The 19,856-nt window shown below is 71.8% G+C and carries 17 protein-coding genes and 2 pseudogenes; 10 read left to right on the forward strand and 9 right to left on the reverse strand.

Going from position 1 to position 19,856, the window contains the following annotated elements; genetic code table 11:
- Window positions 1-22: 22 nt before the first annotated feature.
- Window positions 23-794: pseudogene (locus tag K2224_RS33390) on the reverse strand (FAD-dependent monooxygenase); the annotation flags it as partial.
- 609 nt (window positions 795-1,403) lie between these two features.
- On the opposite strand from K2224_RS33390, the gene K2224_RS33395 reads away from it, so the two are divergent.
- Window positions 1,404-2,150 (forward strand): class I SAM-dependent methyltransferase, encoded by a 747-nt coding sequence (locus tag K2224_RS33395; protein ID WP_313904816.1) that lies wholly within the window; start codon window positions 1,404-1,406, stop codon window positions 2,148-2,150.
- Window positions 2,151-2,292: 142 nt separating this feature from the next.
- Here the strand turns inward: K2224_RS33395 and K2224_RS33400 are convergent, their stop codons facing one another.
- Window positions 2,293-2,520: a hypothetical protein gene (locus K2224_RS33400; protein WP_221910894.1), complete on the reverse strand. Its 228-nt coding sequence runs from the start codon at window positions 2,518-2,520 to the stop codon at window positions 2,293-2,295.
- 28 nt (window positions 2,521-2,548) lie between these two features.
- Window positions 2,549-3,058, reverse strand: a complete 510-nt coding sequence (locus K2224_RS33405; RefSeq protein WP_221910895.1) for a hemerythrin domain-containing protein — start codon at window positions 3,056-3,058, stop codon at window positions 2,549-2,551.
- Between the two features lie 1,170 nt (window positions 3,059-4,228).
- Here K2224_RS33405 and K2224_RS33410 point away from each other — a divergent pair.
- Window positions 4,229-4,423, forward strand: a complete 195-nt coding sequence (locus tag K2224_RS33410; protein ID WP_221910896.1) for a hypothetical protein — start codon at window positions 4,229-4,231, stop codon at window positions 4,421-4,423.
- A gap of 117 nt (window positions 4,424-4,540) precedes the next feature.
- Here K2224_RS33410 and abc-f read toward each other — a convergent pair whose 3' ends face one another.
- The gene (abc-f, locus tag K2224_RS33415) at window positions 4,541-6,190 is read right to left on the reverse strand and encodes a ribosomal protection-like ABC-F family protein (RefSeq protein ID WP_221910897.1); all 1,650 of its coding nucleotides are present in this window, start codon (window positions 6,188-6,190) and stop codon (window positions 4,541-4,543) included.
- A gap of 352 nt (window positions 6,191-6,542) precedes the next feature.
- Here abc-f and K2224_RS33420 point away from each other — a divergent pair, with 352 nt between their 5' ends.
- Window positions 6,543-7,235 carry a hypothetical protein gene (locus K2224_RS33420; RefSeq protein WP_221910898.1) on the forward strand — a complete coding sequence of 231 codons (693 nt, stop codon included), beginning with the start codon at window positions 6,543-6,545 and terminating at the stop codon, window positions 7,233-7,235.
- Between the two features lie 395 nt (window positions 7,236-7,630).
- Here the strand turns inward: K2224_RS33420 and K2224_RS33425 are convergent, their stop codons facing one another.
- Window positions 7,631-7,873, reverse strand: a complete 243-nt coding sequence (locus tag K2224_RS33425; RefSeq protein ID WP_221910899.1) for a zf-HC2 domain-containing protein — start codon at window positions 7,871-7,873, stop codon at window positions 7,631-7,633.
- Window positions 7,874-7,946: 73 nt separating this feature from the next.
- Here K2224_RS33425 and K2224_RS33430 point away from each other — a divergent pair.
- The 4 genes and pseudogenes from K2224_RS33430 to K2224_RS33445 form a co-directional block, all read left to right on the forward strand.
- Window positions 7,947-8,492: pseudogene (locus K2224_RS33430) on the forward strand (sigma-70 family RNA polymerase sigma factor); the annotation flags it as partial.
- 128 nt (window positions 8,493-8,620) lie between these two features.
- Entirely contained in the window at window positions 8,621-9,256 is a 636-nt protein-coding gene (locus tag K2224_RS33435) for an ABC transporter ATP-binding protein (protein WP_221910901.1), read from the forward strand.
- The gene (locus K2224_RS33440; RefSeq protein ID WP_221910902.1) at window positions 9,253-10,122 is read left to right on the forward strand and encodes a metal ABC transporter permease; all 870 of its coding nucleotides are present in this window, start codon (window positions 9,253-9,255) and stop codon (window positions 10,120-10,122) included. The genes K2224_RS33435 and K2224_RS33440 overlap by 4 nt, the downstream gene beginning before the upstream one ends.
- Entirely contained in the window at window positions 10,080-10,892 is an 813-nt protein-coding gene (locus K2224_RS33445; RefSeq protein WP_221910903.1) for a metal ABC transporter solute-binding protein, Zn/Mn family, read from the forward strand. The genes K2224_RS33440 and K2224_RS33445 overlap by 43 nt, the downstream gene beginning before the upstream one ends.
- Before the next feature lie 178 nt (window positions 10,893-11,070).
- Here the strand turns inward: K2224_RS33445 and K2224_RS33450 are convergent, their stop codons facing one another.
- Both K2224_RS33450 and K2224_RS33455 read right to left on the reverse strand, forming a co-directional pair.
- The gene (locus K2224_RS33450) at window positions 11,071-12,768 is read right to left on the reverse strand and encodes a class I adenylate-forming enzyme family protein (protein ID WP_221912118.1); all 1,698 of its coding nucleotides are present in this window, start codon (window positions 12,766-12,768) and stop codon (window positions 11,071-11,073) included.
- A gap of 68 nt (window positions 12,769-12,836) precedes the next feature.
- Window positions 12,837-14,636 carry a CoA transferase gene (locus K2224_RS33455; protein WP_221910904.1) on the reverse strand — a complete coding sequence of 600 codons (1,800 nt, stop codon included), beginning with the start codon at window positions 14,634-14,636 and terminating at the stop codon, window positions 12,837-12,839.
- A 148-nt stretch (window positions 14,637-14,784) separates the two neighbouring features.
- Here K2224_RS33455 and K2224_RS33460 point away from each other — a divergent pair, with 148 nt between their 5' ends.
- On the forward strand, window positions 14,785-15,972 hold the full coding sequence (locus tag K2224_RS33460) for an acyl-CoA dehydrogenase family protein (RefSeq protein WP_221910905.1): 1,188 nt from the start codon (window positions 14,785-14,787) through the stop codon (window positions 15,970-15,972).
- A 73-nt stretch (window positions 15,973-16,045) separates the two neighbouring features.
- Here the strand turns inward: K2224_RS33460 and K2224_RS33465 are convergent, their stop codons facing one another.
- Entirely contained in the window at window positions 16,046-17,098 is a 1,053-nt protein-coding gene (locus K2224_RS33465; protein ID WP_313904817.1) for a sugar ABC transporter permease, read from the reverse strand.
- A 92-nt stretch (window positions 17,099-17,190) separates the two neighbouring features.
- Complete coding sequence (locus K2224_RS33470; RefSeq protein ID WP_399020819.1) at window positions 17,191-18,360, reverse strand: MFS transporter; 1,170 nt, start codon at window positions 18,358-18,360, stop codon at window positions 17,191-17,193.
- A 363-nt stretch (window positions 18,361-18,723) separates the two neighbouring features.
- On the opposite strand from K2224_RS33470, the gene K2224_RS33475 reads away from it, so the two are divergent.
- Both K2224_RS33475 and K2224_RS33480 read left to right on the forward strand, forming a co-directional pair.
- A complete protein-coding gene (locus K2224_RS33475) occupies window positions 18,724-19,221 on the forward strand; it encodes a SigE family RNA polymerase sigma factor (RefSeq protein WP_221910908.1) in 498 nt (165 codons plus the stop codon).
- Window positions 19,214-19,672, forward strand: a complete 459-nt coding sequence (locus tag K2224_RS33480) for a hypothetical protein (RefSeq protein ID WP_221910909.1) — start codon at window positions 19,214-19,216, stop codon at window positions 19,670-19,672. Before K2224_RS33475 ends, K2224_RS33480 begins: the two co-directional genes overlap by 8 nt.
- Window positions 19,673-19,856: the final 184 nt, after the last annotated feature.

Consider the following 19,856-nt stretch of genomic DNA (forward strand, 5'->3'; position numbering starts at 1 on the left):
GAGCGGTCGCGGCCGACTGGGATCAGGCTGCCGACTCGTGCTCGGGTGCGGGCGATGGTGAGCCGGCCCATCGGCGGAGGGCGGCTTCCAGGCCGGTGGCCGTGGTGCTGTCCGCGGTGTCGGCGGCCCAGGCGACGACGCCGTCCGGGCGTACCGACACCCCGGTCGGTGTCGCATGGTCGTCCCTCACGCTGCCGACTCGCCCGGTCCGAGCGGCCGCGGCGCGGGTGAACCCGCGGTCCGGAGTGTGGTCGAGCAGCAGGAACCCGCCGCCGTGACCGTGGTCCGCCAGGCGGGAGCCGTCTCTCAGCCGCAGGTCGGGGACGGGCCGGCCGGTCAGCGGATGGCCACCGGGCAGGTCGATGCGCTGGGTGGCCCCGGAGATCTTCCTGACCGCGTAGGTCGCGCCCTCCCGAGTGCTCAGCAGATCGGCGACGACCTCCCGGATCGCGGCCGACTTGGCGTCCCCGCGCAGCACGCCGGTCTGGGCCCGCGTCCGGTCCAGCACCCAGGCACCGAGCGGGCGACGTTCGGCTTCGTAGGTGTCGAGCAGCCCCTCGGGTGCCCACCCGGCGACCACGGCACCGAGCTTCCAGCCGAGGTTCATCGCGTCACCGACACCGAGATCGAGCCCCTGGCCGCCGAACGGCGTCGCCGGCCAGCAGCACCCGCCCCGAGCGGTAGGCCGCGGCCTGGCGGGCGTTGCCCGTACAGCGGGTCGCGGCACCGCGCAGCGCGGTCAGTGTGACGTCGGTGCCCGAGACCCGGCGCAGACTGGTCTGCAACTCCTCCAGGGCCCTGGTTCTCCCCGCCCCTGCCGACCAATGGAACCGGCCAACGCCCTTGAGGCGTCCCACAGTTGCCGAATGGCGAGAAAGCGAGTAATCCATCCGAATAGCGACTGAGCGAGTGATCGGCTGCGTGCCCGAGCCGGTCAACGCACCTGAAGTCGCCGACAAATAAGCTCTGTTGAGGAGGAATCTGTGGCCAAGCGTCGGAAGGTGTCCCGCAGGTTGAAGTACGGTTCCGGTCGCTCACGCCCCGAGCTGAGCCCGGATGACTTCACCGACGAGGGCAACGATGAGGGCGGCCAGGCTGGGGTGCGCGAGCCACGAACACCACTGCCCAACGCCCCGGGCCCGGTGGCCCTGGAGCCTCCCACGGACTGAGCCTGCGGACGACGCGGTAGAGCGCCGGGGACGGGGGACGAGGATGACGGGGATGGCGGACGCACCAGACGTGAGGCGTGCGGACGAGGCCGCGAAGACCGGCAAGGCGGGCGAGGTCGACGGGCGGATCGCACCGCTGGACTGGCGGGTGCTCGCCGTCACAGGGGCGACTGCGCAACCATGCGTGACGCCCCACCACCGCGACAGGGATCGAGGTAGGGATGGACCGACGGCATGCCGCATCCGCGCGCCTCGTCAGGCAACTTCGCCCCGTCCCGTCCCGCCCCGCGACCGCAGCCCGCAACTGCCTCGTCCCGTCTCCCACACGTCCAGGCGAGACTTCCCCGACTGACGCGGTCACGCGGAAGCCGACGTCACAGGTTGGTACGCGTGGTGACTACTGGATCAGGTGCGTCTACCGCATCACAAGAAACGTTCCTGCGGGACTTCCACGCCGAGCACCCTGCGGTGACGACGGAGGCGTTCAGCCGTGGCCGTGCTCCGGACGGTCGGTCCAGTTATGAGACCTTGCGTGATCGAGTCGCTGGAAGCCGGTGTGTGCTGGACCTCGGGTGTGGCGATGGCCTGCTGCTGGAACTGCTGGCCCGGACCGACGGACGGCAACTGGCGGGGCTGGACCTGTCCGCGGAGTCGCTGAGGCTGGCACGAAGGCGACCTCAGCTCTCCCGGGCGAGGCTGGAACAGGGCCGAGCGCAAGACCTTCCCTTTCCCGACGCAGTCGTGAGGGGCTCGACGAAATCCTCGGGCCAGTCGGCTTCGCGGAGACGGAGTGGGAGACGGTCCCCATCGATCCCAGTGGCCCGGTGGAGCAGGTCTGGGCGCTCGTGTCCGGCCTCCATGACCTTGGTCCCTTCGACCGGGCAATGGTCGAGAAGCTGCGCCAGCCCTTCTTCACGGAGACGAGAGAACTCACCACGCCGAGCGGACGTGTGCCCTGTGCATTCAAGGTACATCTGGTGACAGCACCTCTTCGGTGAAAATGGCGGCAGGTCATTTCGCCTGCGCTCCGGCGGGATTTCGGCCTCAGCCGAAAGAGGCCCACCGGCGGTGGCCGATGGGCCTCAAGGAGGGGTTGTGGTGCGCGCGACGTATCCGTATCAGATCAGAGCGGAATTCCGAGGACGCTCCAATTGACCGGGGTGCCACTGTCGGTGAGGAGCTCGCTGAGGGGCATCTTGATATGCGATTGGATCGGGGTGCCGTCCTTCGGAGTGGCCACGGCCGACACCGGCATGGCGCCAAGAAGCACAGTCACCAGCGCGAGCCCGAAGAGCGTGCGACGCGTATTTTTCATGCCGTGCCAACGACTCGACGGTATCGACGTCACCATAAGGAGCCCCCACCTTAGGCCGGTTGGGCTATCGCCGCTGGCCGGTCGGCCGCCTTCCGAGGCCGAACCCGAACACCATGCCGGGCCAGCCGGTATCCGGAAATCCGTCGTCGAGTGCTTCGCTGATCGCCCGCTCTTCGTAGCTGAAGTGGGATTCCATGATGGCTGCCAGGCCGTCAAGCTCACGGCCGATCGTTTCCAATGCCGGACCGTGCAACCCGACGGCTCGCTCGGCGAGTTCGCGCACCCGGGACAAGATCGAGGCGATCATTTCGTGATCCTCGACCAGCTTCGCAACCGTCGTGGTGAGATCCGGGCGCTCTCGCAGCAATTGCGAGAACATCCCGTCGTCCTCACCCTTGTGGTGCGCGGTCAGCGAAGCACAGAAGGCCAGACAGTGGGTGAGAAGCACGTCGTCGTTCAATTCTCGGCGTCCGAGACCGTTCCTGATCTCGTCGACCTGGTGGAGGAGTTCCTGATGCGTTTGCGCGAGCTGTCGGCTCAAGGCGATTACGCGGTCGCCGTCGTGGGAGGCCATCGATGGCGGTCCCTTCGATTCCGCACCTCCATGCCTGACGCAGTCCGTCACCGGCACGCGATGCTGGCATTATCTGACCATGCGGAGGACGGGACGGCAAGCACGGCTGTCCACGCCGGGCCGTCGCACCAGTGGAGTCGGGGTGTCCATGGCAGTTCATGAGGGCGGTGTCGGGGGCTTTGAGGTCTGTACGGGCACGGAACCTTCCGAATGGTGGGAGAACGAGGAGCGAGCGGGGCAGCTCGAAGCTGCCGTGGAGGGACTGCGGCAAATCCGCCGCCTGGCCAACGTGGGTGTGTCGCAGCCGGCGGCGCTACCCGCCGAGTGGGAGCGCCGCCAACCACTGCGCGCCGTCAGTCTCCTGCTGGAGGCGGGAAGGATCGTCCCGGCCGCCGTCGACCGGTCCGGCGCGGTGACCAGAAAGGGCTACCGGACGAGCCCGGCGACCGATGGTGGGGATGGACGGGATGGTCGGGACGGAGGGGGCGGCGGTCGGGTGCGCGTGGAGTGGGTCGGCCCGCGGGGGAGCGGAGCCCGCTACGAGGAACACGAGCAACTTACTTGCTGTGCCTCGGCGTTGCGGCTGTGGGGATTCGACGCACTGATGGTCAAGGGACCTGGCCGACGCTGGCACTTGGAAGTCGAACCTCGTCCGCGCGGACGCTGAGGCGATACGAGAATCTGTTGGCTGCAGCGGCCATCGCGCACCGCCCGCGAACAACCTTGGTCGTGGGGGAGCAAGTTGGGCCGCTCCGTGAGGAGCGCGATAATTTCGGCAAATTAACCTATAGCTGCACTGGGAGTGCGGCGTCACCGTTCCGGTGTGGGTGCGGCGGCGAGGGGCTGGGGTGCCGGTCGCTCCACCGTCATTCTCAACTTCTGGAAGCTGTAACGGAGTTGATTGAGCTCTGCGGCCGTTCAGAGGAAGCTGCGGGCGCGTCTCCCGTGCCTGGAGTTGCCCGGGGTGGACTCTCGCGGGCTCACTCGGGAAGCTCTCCCTAGGCGTGTCCGGCGGGCCGCTGACCAGGTCTGCCCGTATTGTCAACCACGGACCGGAGAGTGGTCGATTCATCGCATCCACCGGGTGGATTCGCTCTTGCAGACATGTCGCTGCGGGCCAGACGCGGCGGCGTTACCCAGCACCCCGTTACCTGCCGTAGGAGGAACGCCATGCCCCGTAGCAGTCGCCGAGCCGTGTCCGTCGTCGTCGGAGCTGTTGCGCTCGTCGGACTCGTGGCTCCTCAAGCCAGCGCCGACGAGGCCGCCAGCCCGGTCAAGAGGGTCATCACGAAGCTGGGCTTTCCGACGGGGAACGTCGACAACCTCGTGATCGATGCCGCCGGCGCCGCCAGCGATCTCGTCTGACTGCGTCCCGTGAGGGCGTGAACGGCCGCGGGGCGGGGCAGTGAGACTGCCCCGCCCCGCGTCGGTGAGGTCGTGCCGTTGTTGCCGGTTCTGCAACCGCCGGGGAAGCGAAGCCGGTCAGTGCCTGCGGCCGCGGTGGAGTTCCAGTCGCTCTCCCGGGAACCGTTGGCGGAAGCCGCGGTCGTGCGAGACCGCTACGACTGCCCCGGGGAATGCCGCGAGCGCGGCCTCCAGGTCCTCGACCAGGTCGAGCGCGATGTGATTGGTCGGCTCGTCCAGTATGAGCAGGTCCGCGGGCCGGGTTATCAGGTGCGCGATCTGCAACCGTCGTTGCTGCCCCGCGGACAGGGCCGCGACCGGGACGTGTAGGTCCTCCGCGCGGAACAGGCCCAGGGCCAGCAGTTGTTCGGCGTACTCCTCCTCAGGCGGACCGGGCCGGCCGACAGCGAACGCGGAGAGCAGCGGCAGGCGTGTGCAGTGCATGGGTGGTTCCTGCGGCAGGTATCCGATCCGGGCGGCGCGGCGTACCGTGCCGGTATCCGGTTCCAGGTCGCCAGCGAGGATGCGCAGCAGTGTTGTCTTGCCTGCGCCGTTCTCGCCCGTGACCAGGAGTCGCTGCCCGTGCCTGATGGCCAACGGCCCGGCCAGACACAAGCGTTGGCCGACCGCGACGGTGTCGAGCTCGACGAGCGGGCGGTCGACGGGAAGCTCGCCGCCTGATGCCGGCAGTGCGACCGTGAACCGTAGCGGTTCCGGCGGTGCCGCCACGGGGTTGCGCTGCAGAAGAGCCAGCCGTTCCCGGACGGCCCGCACCTGACCGCCGAGCTTCGCCTCGTGCGACCGGCGGTGCTTGCCGAAGCCCTGGCGCGGGTCCTTGCCGGTGATGGCCAGTCGCTTTCCGGCGGCCTGGAGGAGCTCCTCGGTACGGGCGACGTCCCGAAGCCAGTCCGCGTGTGCCTGTTCCGCGCGGATTCGGGCGGCGGCCTTGGCGGTGCGGTAGCCGGCCCATCCGTCACCGTACCGGCGCACCGTACGCGCATCCCGGTCGACCTCCAGGATCGTGGTCGCGATGCGATCCAGGAGGCCGCGGTCGTGGGTGACCGCGATGACGGTGCCGCGGTGCGCACGCAGGTGCTCCGCGAGCCAGCGCACGGCCGATGAGTCCAGGTGGTTCGTCGGTTCGTCGAGCAGCAGCAACTCGGGGGCGGCGGCCAGGACGCAGGCGAGCGCGAGCCGCGACCGCTCACCGCCGGAGAGTGAGCCGAGTACCCGGTCGCGGCTGATCCCGGCCAGGCCGAGCCCGTGCATGGTCGCGTCGACCCGGGCGTCCGCCTCGTAGCCGCCACGATCCTGATAGGCCATCAACAGCTCGCCGTACGCGGAGAGTTCGTCCGGGGATGCGTCGCCCAGACGCTGTTCTGCCGCACGGATTCGGTGTTCCATGTCGCGCAGGTCGCTCAGGGCGTGGTCGACGGCGTCCTGCACGGTGCGGTCCGGACCGAGGCCGAGGGTCTGGGTGAGGTGGCCGGAGCCGCCTGGAAAACTGACGGTGATCTCCCCGGCGTCCGGCTCCTCGGTCCTGGCGAGCAACCGCAGCAGGGTGGACTTGCCGGAGCCGTTCTCGCCGATGACGGCGGCCTTCTCGCCCGGGCGGACGGTGAAGGAGACCTGGTCGAGGACGGTCCGGGTGCCGTAGGACTTGGTGATGTGCTGGACGGACAGCTGGGCCACGGCAGCGGGCACAGTGGTATGGGCGCGTTCGCGCATGTGACTTTCCCTGAGAGTGCGAAGTGTCCACGGGCAGCAGAAACGGCGGCGTCGGCCGTGCCCGGACTCAGAGGAAGTAGAAGAAAGCCATGCCGTCACCATAACAAGGCGCTTCGGTTGCCCGATGGCACTGGTTGCGCCGGCAAGCGGCTGCTGCTCAGTCCGTGGTTGCTCACGGTGCGACCATCACCGGCGTGGCGTCCTCGACCGGCCGGAGGGAGCCGGCCTGGTGTGGCTCAAGCGGCGCGTGGTTGCATCTGTCGGCTTGTGAGGGTCGGAAAGCTTCCGTCCGGTCGGATATATCTTCCGTGGTACTCCGATCGGACGGAGTGGGTGGCAGCATGGCGGGGTCATGTCCGCAGCATCGCTGTCGAGATGGGTGCGCGCCGCGCTGTTCGCCGCGGCGTGCGTCGTGCTGTCCGCGGCCGGCCATGTGATGATGTCCGGTCGCGATGTCGCGTGGTGGGCGCCGGCCGCCGCGTTCCTGGTGACATGGACGGGCGCCTGGGCGGCGGCTGGTCGACAGCGTGGGCCGGTGGCGATCGTGGGCGGGACGCTGGGCACGCAGGTGCTGCTGCACCATCTCTTTGCGTGGTCGCAGCGCGGAACCCACGAGGGCATGCCGATGAACATGCCCATGCCCGTGGCCACTTCTGTGCCCGTGCACGCGGAGATGCCCATGCCGGCGAATACGGGCCTGGGGCTGGAAACGGGCATCGGCATGGGTCATGTGGCGCATGGCGGGCACGGTTGTCTCGGGATGGTTGTTGCGCACGGGCTGGTCGCCGCGGTGTGCGGGCTGTGGCTGTGGTGGGGGGAGAGCGCCTTCTTCCGGCTGCTGCGCTGCCTGGGCATGTTGGCCGTACGAGCCGTCGGGTCGTTCAGGCTGCTGATCGTCTGCTTCGTCCGTCCCGTACAGCGGACCGGCGTGTGGTCCCTGGCCCGTGCGGAGCTGCCCGTCGACCGGTTGCGGGCGGTGTTGCTGTGTCATGTGGCGTCGCGGCGCGGGCCGCCGTCGGGGTCGGCCTGCTTGGCCTGTTGCTGAGCGTCCATCGAGCGCTGCCGGGCTGCCGGACCGTCGGGCTGCTGAGCCGGCCCGTTGGTCGGTGGCGCCTGCGCGCGGGCGATGGACGTGTGGAGTGAGCGACCGTCGCGGCTGCCCGTGATCCCCGTGGTCGAGGGTGCGCGGCGGGATCTGTGCTGCCTTGCGGCCGCCCGTCCCGGTCCGGCACCCATGCGGTGGCGGTGACCGTCCTCGGACGGCGGTCGTCCATCTGCCGTGCCCTGGTGCGTTGGGCACCGGCGCGGCCGTATACCGAGGACTGAACCCCGATGACACGCATACATTCCCGGCGTGCGCGTGCGCTCGACCGCGCCGTGGTTCGCCGGCTGAGGGCCCCGTTTCGGGTTCCCTGTCGTTTCCCGTCCAAGCTCAGGAACTCAGTTGTCGCCCGGACCGTCCCGGTGGGCCGTCAGCGACTTCAGCAACCGGTCCGTCCAATCAGGGGCGGGGTCGGGTGTCGTACTGCTCGTGGTGCGCAGTCGTTCGGCGTCGGCGGCCCAGCGGCGGCAGTCCGCGCACCGGGCGAGATGCCGGTCGAGGGCCTCCGACTCGGGGGCGTCGTGGTCGAGTTCGCCGTCGAGGCGGGCGGACAGGGCGGCGCGGTGGGGGGCGCAGATCATGCCTCCATTGTCGCCCCTTGGAAGCCCCCCGTGGGTATACGTGCCGTCGCTTTCCCGGGGCCGGGGGTGTGCGATGGACGATGAGCAGGTGACCGCCCTGGCGTTGGCCGCCCGTGCCGGCGACTCGGCGGCGGTGGAGGCGTTCGTCCGGGCCACGCAGCGGGATGTGTGGCGGTTCGTCGCCCACCTGACCGATGCGCAGTCGGCGGACGACCTCGCGCAGGAGACGTTTCTGCGAGCGCTGGGCGGCCTGTCGCGTTTCGCCGGGCGCTCCTCGGCCCGTACGTGGCTGCTCTCGATCGCCCGACGGGTGGTGGTGGACCGCTACCGGGCCGCCTCCGCCCGGCCGAGGAAGGCGGATGTGGCGGACTGGGAGGCGAGCGCGGAGCGCTGTCAGCCGCACGGCCTGCCGGGCTTCGAGGAGGGAGTGGCGCTCGACGAACTGCTCGCCGGCATCCCGGACGACCGGCGGGAGGCGTTCGTGCTCACGCAGGTGGTGGGCCTGCCGTATGCGGAGGCTGCGCAGGTGGTCGGCTGTCCGGTGGGCACGGTGCGGTCGCGCGTCGCCCGGGCGCGGGACCAACTGATCACCATGCTGCGGGCCGCCGAGGCCCCCGCGGAACGGACCCGCGCGGGGGGCGACGAAAAAGGCCGGGAACCGAAGGCGTTCGATGTCCGACAGCTGTCCATGGCCGGGGTGCACGCTCCCGGGACGCGGCACGCGATGAGCGCGGGGAGGAGGGGGTGATGGACGGGCTCGGCGTATGCATGGCCGAGGTCTCCTGCCGTCACGGCCGGCAGGAGGTGGTGCACGAGGTGGATCTCGACATCGCCGCCGGTGAACAGGTGGCGTTGACCGGGACCAACGGGTCGGGCAAGACCACGTTGCTGCGTGCGGTACTGGGACTGCACCGCAATGTCGACGGCCGGATCATGGTGGGCGGCCGGCCGGCCGGCACGGCGGCCGAGTGGGCATGGCGGCGGCGGGCCTGTGCCTGGATTCCGCAACGCCCCGCTGCCGGCCGTTTCCCGCTGCTGGTAGGGGAGTTGCTGGCCAGCAGCGGGGAGGCGCAGGAGGCGGCGCAGGCGGCCGGGCGGCTGCGTGTCGGTGAACTCGCCGACCGACCCCTGCACACCCTCTCCGGCGGTCAGCTCCAACGGGTCCATCTGGCCAGGGCGGTCGGCTGTGTGGCGGCCGGCGCGGGAGTGCTGCTGGCCGACGAGCCCACGGCCGCACTGGACTTCGACGGGCAGTCGGAGGCGGCCGAGGTGCTCACCGGCCTTCCGGCGACGCTGATCGTGGTGACCCATGACCGGGGACTGGCGCAGCGGTGCGACCGGGTCCTGGAAATGGCCGCCGGGCGGCTCAGGGAGGTGCGATGAACGGGTTCGAGTTCGGGCACCTCGGCGAGCTGCTGAGCCTGGTGCCGGTGCAGCGCGCGGGCCTCGCGCTGCTGCTGGCGGCCGTCGGGCTACCGGTGGTGGGTGTGGTGATCGTGGGGCTGGACATCATGCCGGTCCGCTTCGCGATGATGCACGTGGCGCTGCTGGGGATCGCGATCGGGATGCTGACCGGACTCGACCCGGCCGTCTGCGCGATCGTCACCTGCGCCCTGGCCGGAGCCGGGATCAGCCCACTGGCCCGTACACCCGACGGGCTGTCCGGTGCGATGGGGCTGCTGATGAGCCTGGCCATCGCCGCGGCGCTGCTCGTCCTGGCGGTCTCCGGCGTCAACGCCGCCGGGGCCTTCGCGCTGCTGTGGGGGTCGATCCTGTCGGTGGGCGACGGGGACGTGGCCGTCCTCGCCGCTCTCGCGGTGGTCGTCCCCGGGCTGTTCCGGTGGCGGCGCCGCCAGGTGGCACTGCTGCTGCACGACCGCGAACTCGCCGTCTGTGCCGGGGTTCCGGCGCAGCGGCTGACCCTGATCCTGCTGGTGCTCGTCGCGGTGGCGGTGGCCGGCGCGATCCGGCTCACCGGTGCACTGCTGGTGGACGCGCTCACCCTGCTGCCGGCGCTGGCCGCCCGCCGCCTGGGCCGCTCCCTCGGCTCGATCGTCGGCTGGGCGATCGGCATCGGCACGGCCGTCAACCTCGTCGGCTTCCTGCTGGCGCTGGTCCTGGACCTGCCGCCCGGACCGATTCTCGTCCTCGTGGCCGGGGCGACCGCCCTGGTCGCGCACCTCGTCCCCGAACGGAGGAACCGCTCATGGCACGTATCCACGTCTCCTTCCTCTCCGCCGTCGCACTGACGACGGGACTGTCCCTGCTCACCGCCTGCTCCGGCGGCGGCAGCACCGACGACTCCGCGCACACCGGGTCGCACGGCAAGAAGCACGGCGGGCCGGTGGTCGTGGCCACCACCACCTGGGAGGCGGCCTTCGCGCACGCCGCCGGTGCGCAGGACGTCAAGGTCATCGTGCCGTCGACCGTGCAGCACGCCCCCGACTACGAGCCCAAGCCCTCCGACCTCGCCGCGGTCGCCGGCGCCGACTATGTGCTCTACGCCTCGTTCGAGCCCTTCGCGGGGAAGATCAAGCAGGCCGCGGGGTCGAAGGCCGAACTCGTCGAGGTGGACCTCGACAACACCGCCGACAAGGCAACCGCCCAAGTGGCGGCGCTGGGAAGGAAGTTCGGCACCCAGCAGACGGCGGCTGCCTGGACGAAGACCTTCCGCGCCGAGTACGGCAAGCTCTCGGCCGAGGTGAAGAAGGCATGGCCGGGCGGCCGCCGTCCGTCGGTGGTGGCCCAGACGTTCTCCACCTGGGCCGCGCAGCTGGCGGGCGCCGACCTGCTCGGCACCTACGGGCCGGACCCGGTGACCCCCGGCCAGGTGTCGAAGCTGTCGGCGAAGAAGCCGTCGCTGGTCCTGGACAACGTCCATATGTCCACCGGAACCGTTCTGCCGGACTCCGGCGCCAAGCAGGTGGAGATCGTCAACTACCCGGGCAAGGACCTGGATCTGCTGAAGGTGTACCGCGAGGCGGCGGTCGCGATCGAGCGGAGTCTGTCCACGTCCTGAGAGAGCGGCGTGGGAATCGACGGACCATCAGGTTCGTTGTGCATCAGGCCAGTTGGCTGTTCGGTCGGCAGGTCGGCAGGTCGGCAGGTCGGCAGGTCGGTGGGGCGACGGTGCTGTGAAGGGCCGCGGATCTGCGCCGCGGCCCTCTTCTCTTGCCTGCCCGGGCCCGTGGGTGCACCTACTCCGCGTGGGCGCCACCGGTCTCGGCAAGCCGTTCACGCAGCGCCGCCCGGTCCGGCTTGCCCGCCGGGGTCAGTGGCAGTTCGTCCAGGAGCAGCAGCGCCTCGGGGTGCTTGCGGCGCTCCAGGCCGCGGTCGTCCAGGTGGTGGCACAGCTCCTTCAACGTCAGTTCCGGCGAGGGTGGTTCCGGGGTGGTCGGCGGCTCCTGGCCCGGTTTGGGCACCACACAGGCGCCGAGCCGTTCACCCATCAGCCGGTCCGGTACGCCCACGCACATCACCTCCCGCACCTGAGGATGTGTCAGGAGGTGTCGCTCCACCTCGTTGGGACTGATGTTGACGCCGCCCCGGATCACGACGTCCTTCAGCCGCCCCATGAGGCGCAGCGTGCCGGTCTCGTCCAGGATGCCGAGGTCGCCGGTACGGACCCAGCCGCCGGGGGTCCGATAGCGGGCGTCGAGTTCGGGGGAGCCCACGTACGACAGCGGGGTCATGGGGCCACGGGCGACGATCTCACCCGCGACACCCGGAGGTGTCGGCAGGACCTCGCCGTGCGGGGCGTCCAGGTCGGCGATCAGGATGTCGGCCGCCAGGGGATCCGGGCGTCCTGCCGCGATGCCCGGTCCGTCATCGGGCTCGGTCCGCTCGGCGAGTCCTGTGTGGCAGTTCACGCCGTCCGCCGACCCGTAGAGGTTCACCACCGCGCAGCCGAAGGCGCGCCGGGCCTCGGCCGCGGTGCCCGCGTCGAGGGGAGCGCCGCCCAGCACCATCGCGGTGAGGGACGAGGTGTCGGTCGGTGTTCGAGCGAGGCGCTCCAGCAGCATCCGGATCATGGTCGGTACGGCGAAGAGGTGCGTGGGGCGGTGCCGGGCTATCGCGGTGAGGGCGGTGCCGGCGTCGAAGCGGTCGAGGAGGATCAGGGTGCCGCCGTGGCGGGCGAGGGTGACGGCGGTGCCGCTGCTGCCGAATGCCGAGGCCAGCGGCACCAGGTAGAGATTGCGCGGCGGTTGGCCCGTGCCCAGCAGGGACGCCATGACGTTGCCGCGCCCGCCGGCCAGCGCGTTGTGCGAGTAGGCGACCATCTTGGGTTCGGCCTCGGAGCCGGAGGAAACCAGGATGCGCACGGCCGCGTCGGGATCCGGGCGGGCGGGCGTGCAGGCGGCGCCGTCGGCCGCCAGCAGCTCGTCGAAGCAAACAGCGCCGGGCGGGGGATCTCCGGGGCCGGCGGCGAACACCGCGTGGAGCGAGGGAAGTTCGGCGGCGAGCGCGACCAGGTCCGCGGCGTGACGGTTGCCCCGGTGCTCGGTGGCGCCGATGACGGCGACCGCACCGGAGCGGCCGAGCAGCGAGGCCGCCTCGCACCTGCCGCGCCCGACCGGAAAGGGCAGCACGACCGCACCGAGGGCCGCCAGCGCGAGGTCGGCGATGACGGCCTGACGTCCGCTGGGCAGCTGGACCCCGACGATGTCGCCGGAGCGCACGCCGGCGGCGGCGAGGCCGGCGGCCAGACGTCGCACCAGCTGGTCCAGTTCCGCGTAACTCGCCTCGCCCTGAGGGTCGATGACGGCACTGCGGTGCGGGTCGGCGCAGCGCCGGGCCCGGAAAAGCGCGTACAGATCGAGGTCGGGGCAGCTGCCGTCGGCCGCCCAGGAGCGGCGCAGCGCGGCCGGCACCAGATCGCGGATCGGTTCGCGCACCTCGGTGCTCTCCGGGGCGACGGGCGTCCTGGCCACGGAGGTCGAGTCGGTCACGGTCACTGTTCGGGTCACGAAAGACTCCAAGGGGACGGGACGGCGGGTGCACCGTGGGCGTCACGGGTCAGGGCGCCGGCGATCCGGGGGTCGCCCGGGAGGCCGGCGAGATCGGTGCTGACGGCGGTGCCGGCCAGCCCGCGGGTGCGCAGGTCGACGAGGGCCTCGACGGTAGGCAGCCGCCGTAGGCGCCCCGCGCGGCCGGCGGCTTCGGCGGCGTGCACATCGGCCGGTGCCAGCCAGCCGTCCGCGGTCCGCAGCGGACGGCGGAAGCCGGCCGGACGCCGGGGGTTCCGGCCGGCCGCCGCGCGGCGCAGGGCCGGCGCGGTGAGCATCTCCGCGGCGCCCAGCAGCGAGGAGTCGACGCGGATGCCGTGCCCGGTGCGTTCCCGGGCGAGCAGGCCGGCCAGGACGGCCTCCGCGCCCAGCAGCCCGCCCAGCACGTCCAGCAACGTCATCAGGGAGGGCGCCGGCGGCTCGTCGGCAGGGCGGACGGCCTCGCCGACGCCCGCCCTGGCCTGCACCATGAAGTCCGTGCCCACCGGTGCACCGGGCAGCTCCCGGCCGCCGAAACCACTGGTGTAGGCGTAGACGAGACCGGGGTTGGCGACGGACAGCGCCGCGGAGTCCAGACCCAGCTGCTCGGCCTTCCCCGGCGCCCAGTTGTGGAGGAACACATCCGCCCCGGCCGCCATCTCCCGCAGCCGGCGGCGTTCGGACGCGGACTTGATGTCGATCTCCACGGCCTTCTTGCCCCGGTTGAGGGCCAGCCACCGTGCGGAGAGACCGGAGCACGTGGGCGGCATGCCGCGCAACGGGTCACCGCCCGGAGGCTCTATGCGGATCACCTCCGCCCCGAGCAGACCCAGCAGGTGCGCGGCGAGCGGCGCCTGGATCCGGCGCCCGGCCTCCAGGACCACCAGGCCCCCCAGCGGACGGGCGGACGACGGTATTCGGGCACGGGCGGCAGGCGGGGCGGCCCGGCCGGGCGCGAGCGCCCACGGCACACCCGCAGCACCGCCCTCCGCCGCCCGCTCCGCCAGAGTGTGAAGCCGGCAGACGTCCGCCCCCGAGGCGTCCGCGGCGTGGCGGACCTCCGCCCAGCCACGGGTGCGGGTGACGGCGTGCAGGGCGTCGGGCAGCGGGGCGCAGCCCGTCGCGTACCGGAACTGGAACGGCCGCCAGCCCGCCCGTATCGCCTCCTGCGGCGCGCCCACCGCACGCCAGAAGGCCGCCCACACCACGGGATCCAACGCCTCCAGTTCAAAGCGCGTCCCGTCGGCGGTGGTGAACGGCGGCCCGCCCGGCCCGATCGGAGCCGCTTCCCCCTCCTCCGCTCCGGCAGCGGCTGCGTACTGGGAGACCGACAGCAGCGCCGCCCTGTCCACCGCGGTGGAGACCGGGCCGAACGCGCCGCCGCGTGCCTGGCCGACCAGCGCGGCGAGCAGCCCCTGCACCGCGAGGACACCGGCGGCGGTCGCCGCGTAGTCGACGGCCAGTCCGCGCGGGCCACCGTCGCGCTGTCCGTGGACGGCCATCACCCCGCAGACCGCCTGCGCGGTGGCCTCGTCGCACACGTCCTGCGGAGGGCATACGTCCGCCCAGCCCACGCGGGCCAGCACGGGCGGATGTCCCCTTCCCGCCAGGACCAGCCGGGCGCGTTCGGCCGGACCGCGGTCGGCGGCCGGCGCGCGGCGGGCACCCAGCGCCCGCAGATGGCCGACGGCCGTACCGGCCAGATCGGGCGGTCCCGAAGCGGTCAGTTCCAGTCCGTCGAGCGGCAGCGCCGTCCCCGTCGTCGTGGTGTGTGCCATGGGTGTTCCTCCTCCGGCGGCGATGGCCGCCGCGTCGGCACCGGACTCGGCGCGGGAACCCGATGGCGGCCGGATCCGACATCTGTCCCGCGAGCCGAGCAGTCGGACGGCGGCGACGCCTGGTTCCCGGAAGGAACGGAGAAATCTGATGGAGTTTCCGCGATCTGGGTGTGCGGCCCGGACATGGAGCGATGGATACCGCGTCGCAGAACTACGGGAACGCGTAACGGCATTCGTCACCGAACGCGTCATCCCGCAGGAGCCCCGACTCGACGCGGGCGGTCCGGAGGCGGCGCGGACCCTCGCCGCGCTCCAGCAGGCGGCGAAACGGGAAGGTCTGTGGGCCCTACCCCTACCGGCCGAACTGGGCGGCCAGGGGCTCCCGTTGACCTCGTACGTCCCCCTCGCCGAGGCCGAAGGGGTCAGCGACCACGGCCCGGCCGCACTGGGTTCCGCCACCCTCCTGGACGCCCTCATGCTCCACCGGCATGCCACGCCCCGAGTCCGCGGACGCTTCCTGCACCGGCTGACGGCCGGGGAAATCCGCGCCGCCTACGCGATGACCGAGCCCGAAGTGCCAGGCAGCGACCCGCTCCTGACCAGAACCCGGGCCGAAACCGGGGGCGACGGCTCCTGGCAGGTGCGCGGCCGCAAGTGGTTCACGACCGCGGCCGCCGAGGCCGACATGGTGACCGTCCTCGCCCGTACCGACGGCGAGCCGCCCGATCGGCACGGTCTGTCCCTGCTCCTGGTCCCCACCGACGCCCCGGGCTTCCGCCTCGTCCGGGAACTGCCCGTGCTGGGCATCGGCGGCCAGTGGGAGATCGAACTCGACGACGTACGGGTCCCCGCCGACCACCTCATCGGCGAACGCGGCCAGGCGCTGGCCGTCGCCGGGCAACGTCTCCAACTCGGCCGCACGCTGCGCTGTCTGCGGTGGCTCGGCCAGGCCGAACGGGCCTTCACCCTCATGCGCACCCGGGCCCGGGAACGGACCCTGCGCGGTGGGCCACTCGGCAACCACCAGCTCGTCCAACAGCAGCTCTTCGAAGCGCTGCTCGCCATCCGCTCCACCCGGCCGCTGGTGCACGAAGCCGCCCGGCTCATCGAGGCCGGTCACGACGCCCACATCGAGGTCGGACTGGCCAAGGTCGCGGCGGCACGCATGCTCCAGCACGTCGCGGACGCGGCGGTCCAGGTCCACGGCGCCGCCGGCCTCGGTCCGGACACGCCGCTCCCCGCTCTCTTCCGTATGGGCCGCCTGGCGCGCCTTCTCGACGGCCCGGACGAACTGCACATCACCTCCGTGGCGCGACGGGTGTTGCGGGACGAGTGAGTGACAAGGGGGAGAGCGATGCGGTGCCCCCGGCGAGTTACGGACGCCGTGGGCACCGCCCGTCGCGCACCTGTCACACGTCGTCGGCGCTCACCAACCCCGTGACCAGCGCCAGCCCAAGGGCGAGAAAGAAATCGCCCCACACCAACTCGTGTCTGACGGCAACGCCCTGATCGAGGTCGTAGCAGCCATGGAGCAGCATCCCGGGCGGCCGACCCGCGCCCGGAGGAGTCAGATGCGTGGTGACCAGATGCTCCAGGATCGTGGTCGCCCGCCCCCGCAACCCTTCCGCTTCGGACGCCCCGACCGTCGTCGCGAGCTTCAGCAACGCGACGGCTTCGATCGCGGCGGCGGACGTGTCCACCGGTCCGTGAGACGTCAACCCATCGTCAAGTACAGGTAGTTGATGAGGCATCACCTTGGCGAACGGAACGAGGCCGCCGGCCATTCCCCCGTTCCTCCCGAGCACCTCCCGGGCAACCTGCGCGTACGAACCGTCCGCCAGACACACGGCGGCGTCGGCGACGGCCAGCAGCAACCACGCCCGCCCGCGGCTCCAGCCCGGCGCCGGACGTGGGCAGTCGACCCACCGTCCCGCCGCGGTCCGTTCCCACGCCGGCCGTAGCGGCTCCGTGCCGAAGCACAGCGCGAGATGCCGGTCGAGATGGGACCGGGCGGCACGTCGCCCCTCGGCCGTTCCGGCGGTCGCGAGCAGCAGCACCATCCCGGCCACCCCGTCCACCCGCGCCACCAGGCGAGGCCCACCGAAGGCGGCGCCCCACGGCACGATGCCGAGCACGGCGTCGAAGGCGTCGAGACATACCCGAGCCGCCCGGTCCCGCAGGTCCGCCGCGCAGGGATCCCCACCGGGCCCCGCGCCCAGCGCCGTGCCGTACCAGAAGATCAGCCCCCGGGCCGCCGTATCGGCGTCCAGCCAACCCGCCAGCCGCCCGGTGCACCCGGCCGCCCCCGCCTGATCCCGTACGTCCCCGGAGTGCAGCGCCCGCAGCCATCGCAACGCCGCCCAGAAGCCCCCGGTCCACGAGCCGCGCGAAGTCGTCGTCCACCGCCCGCTCTCCGGGTCCGCATACAACGGGAACCGCTTCCCGACCTCCGCGGCCGTCATGGCCACACGGTCCAGGACGAGGGCGAGAGCATCGCGTGCCCAAGGCATCGTCCTCGGGTCGTCGGCCCGGGGTGCCTTCCTCGACCGCGGGGTCATGCTCGTGCCCCGCCGCCGGTCCGGCACCGCTCCCGCACCGCCCACGCCGCCGCGACCAGGCACGCCGCCGCGAACTCCACCGCCACCAGCAGCCACCCCGGCCCGTACCCGGACGACTCCACCAGCGCGCCGAACGCCGGCGGGCCGGCGGCGAACCCCGCGAAGAAGCCCGCGGACACCAGAGCGGAGTCCCGCCCGGCCCGACCCGGCGCCGCCCGCTGGATCACCACCACCATCGACACGGCGTTGCCGGCGACCGCGAACACCCCGACCGCCACCGCAGACACCCACACCAGCACCGGGACGCGCAGCGCGGCGACCAGCAACAGCCCGGCGACCACCGCACCACCCGCCAGCACCGCGGGCAGCACCACCGCCCGCCCCGGCCGTCCGGCCGCCCTCGACCAGCCCATCCGCCCGGCGATCCCCGCCAGTCCCAACACCGCCACAAGAACACTCGCCGAGGTCGGAGCCAACCCGAGCCGCTGCGCCCCGAACAGGGCCAGATACGTGTTCACCGAAGCTACCCCCGCCCCGAGCAACAGCGAGAACACCAGCAACCACCCCACCACGGAACCCACCACGGAATCCGCACCGGGCCCGGCCGACGACATCCCGCCACCGTCCGGCTTCCCCACCGCACACAGAGACGGACCGTCGGGCAGCGCATCGGCGGGTAGCCCACGGACCGCCCACAGCGCCGCGACCACGGCCAGGGACGCGGCCACCCACACCGCACCCCGCCAACCGATCCCGCCCGCCAACGCGGCCAACGGCAGGCCGGCGGCAAAGGCCCCCAACTGCACACCCGACTGTTTGGCCCCCGTCACCGCACCACGCCGCGCCACCGGCACGGCGGCCCGTATCACCTTGTTCGTCGCCGGGTTGGCCAGCGCCTGCGGCACCCCGCCCACCGCGACCGCGGCCAGCAGCACGCCGTACGCCGGGGCCCAGGCGATCAGGGCAAGGGCCACACCGACGAGCCACAGCAGCGCGATCAGACAGCGCCGTGGCCCCACCCGGTCCACCACCCGCCCCGCCACGGGGGACAGCACGGCGGCGGCCCCGAAGCCCGCCGTCGTGGTCAGCCCCAACATGGCCCGGCTCATCCGCAGTTCCCCCACCAGCAGCGGACCGAGCGCGCCCAGCAGGAACAACTGCAACATGGAAAACGCCATCGCCGACGTCAGCAACAGGGTCAGCGCTGCCCCCGCACGCCGTTCGGCGCCCGTGTCACCACCCCTCCGGGATTCCGCTGGTATCGAGGACGGCGGGAACGACCGATCTGCCTGCACACGCACTCTCCCTCCATGCCCGGACCACGCACCGCACGAGGCCCACGGCAGAGAGTCGTACGCACCCACCCGCCGGTTCCCGCCCGATGCCTCGGGGCGAGGCGCCGCCACCACGCCGCCACGCGTGTCATCTGCACCACCCGCGCGTGACGGGCATCACACTGACGCATGTCGACCGGATATGGGGCGCGGAGCGTATGCCTTCCGAGACCGAAGAGATCCAGGAGCTGATGGGTGACCGTCGAGGAGTTTGAAGAGTTCTATGCACAAACGGTCACCCGCTTGACGGGGCAGTTGTTCGTGATGCTGGGCGATCTGCACGAGGCCCAGGACGTGGTGCAGGAGGCGTTCGTCAAGGGTTGGGGACGCCTGCGTCATCTCGACCGCGACGGTGCGCCCGAGGCGTGGATCCGTACGGTTGCCTGGCGACTGGCGGTGAGCCGTTGGCGTCGGCTGCGCCGCTCGGCGATTGCCTGGCAGCGCAGTGGCGCCCCGCCCCCGGCCGAGGAGCCGGGCCTGGAATCGGTGGCGCTGGTGGAGGCGTTGCGTGGGCTGCCGGTCCAGCAGCGCCGCACGCTGGCCCTGCACTACGTCTGTGACCTGACCGTCGAACAGATCGCCGGGGAGACCGGACTCTCCGCCAGTACCGTCAAAACCCACCTGTCCCGGGGCCGGGCCACGCTCGCGGACCGCTTGCAGGACCCGCGTATCGAGGAGGCCCGTGGTGAGTGAATCGCACGACCCCCTGCGGTCCTTGTTCCAACAGGCCGCCGCAACGGGGCAGTCCCGCGCCCAGGCCGCGCCCGTCTCCACGATCACCCGGCGCGGACGCCGCGCCCATCGCAATCTGCTGACCGCCGTGGCCGTGGGCGTCGCACTGGTCGTCGGCGGTGCCGGTGTCGGAGTGGCAGCACTCGTGGGACGGCACCCGAGCGGCTCCGTGCCGGCCACGCCGCCCTCACCGTCGTCCTCGTCCTCGTTGCTGCCGTCGCACCCGCAGGGGACGACAGCGACCGCGCCGCCCCCGTCGCCCCTGCCGACCACGACACCGCCGCCCGGGATCTCCCCGAGCCGTACCGGTCCGCCACCGACCCCGACCCGGACGACCACGGGAGTCCCCACCACGACGCCACCGCGTTCGCAGACAGCCGGCTCGTTCCCGACGGGCGCGCCACCCCACTGACCCGTGCCCGCTCCCCGCCTCGCCGGCCGCCGCGAGGCGATTCCGCGCGCCCCGATACCGTCCAGGAGCCACACCCTCATGCCCATACCCGCCCCGCATCGTCATCGCCAACGGCATCAGCAGCGCCAGTGGCGTGACAGGCACCAGCGGCGTGCACCGCAGCCACCCGACGCCGACGGTGGCG

The sequence above is a fragment of the Streptomyces sp. BHT-5-2 genome, assembly GCF_019774615.1.
Classification (GTDB): Bacteria; Actinomycetota; Actinomycetes; order Streptomycetales; family Streptomycetaceae; genus Streptomyces.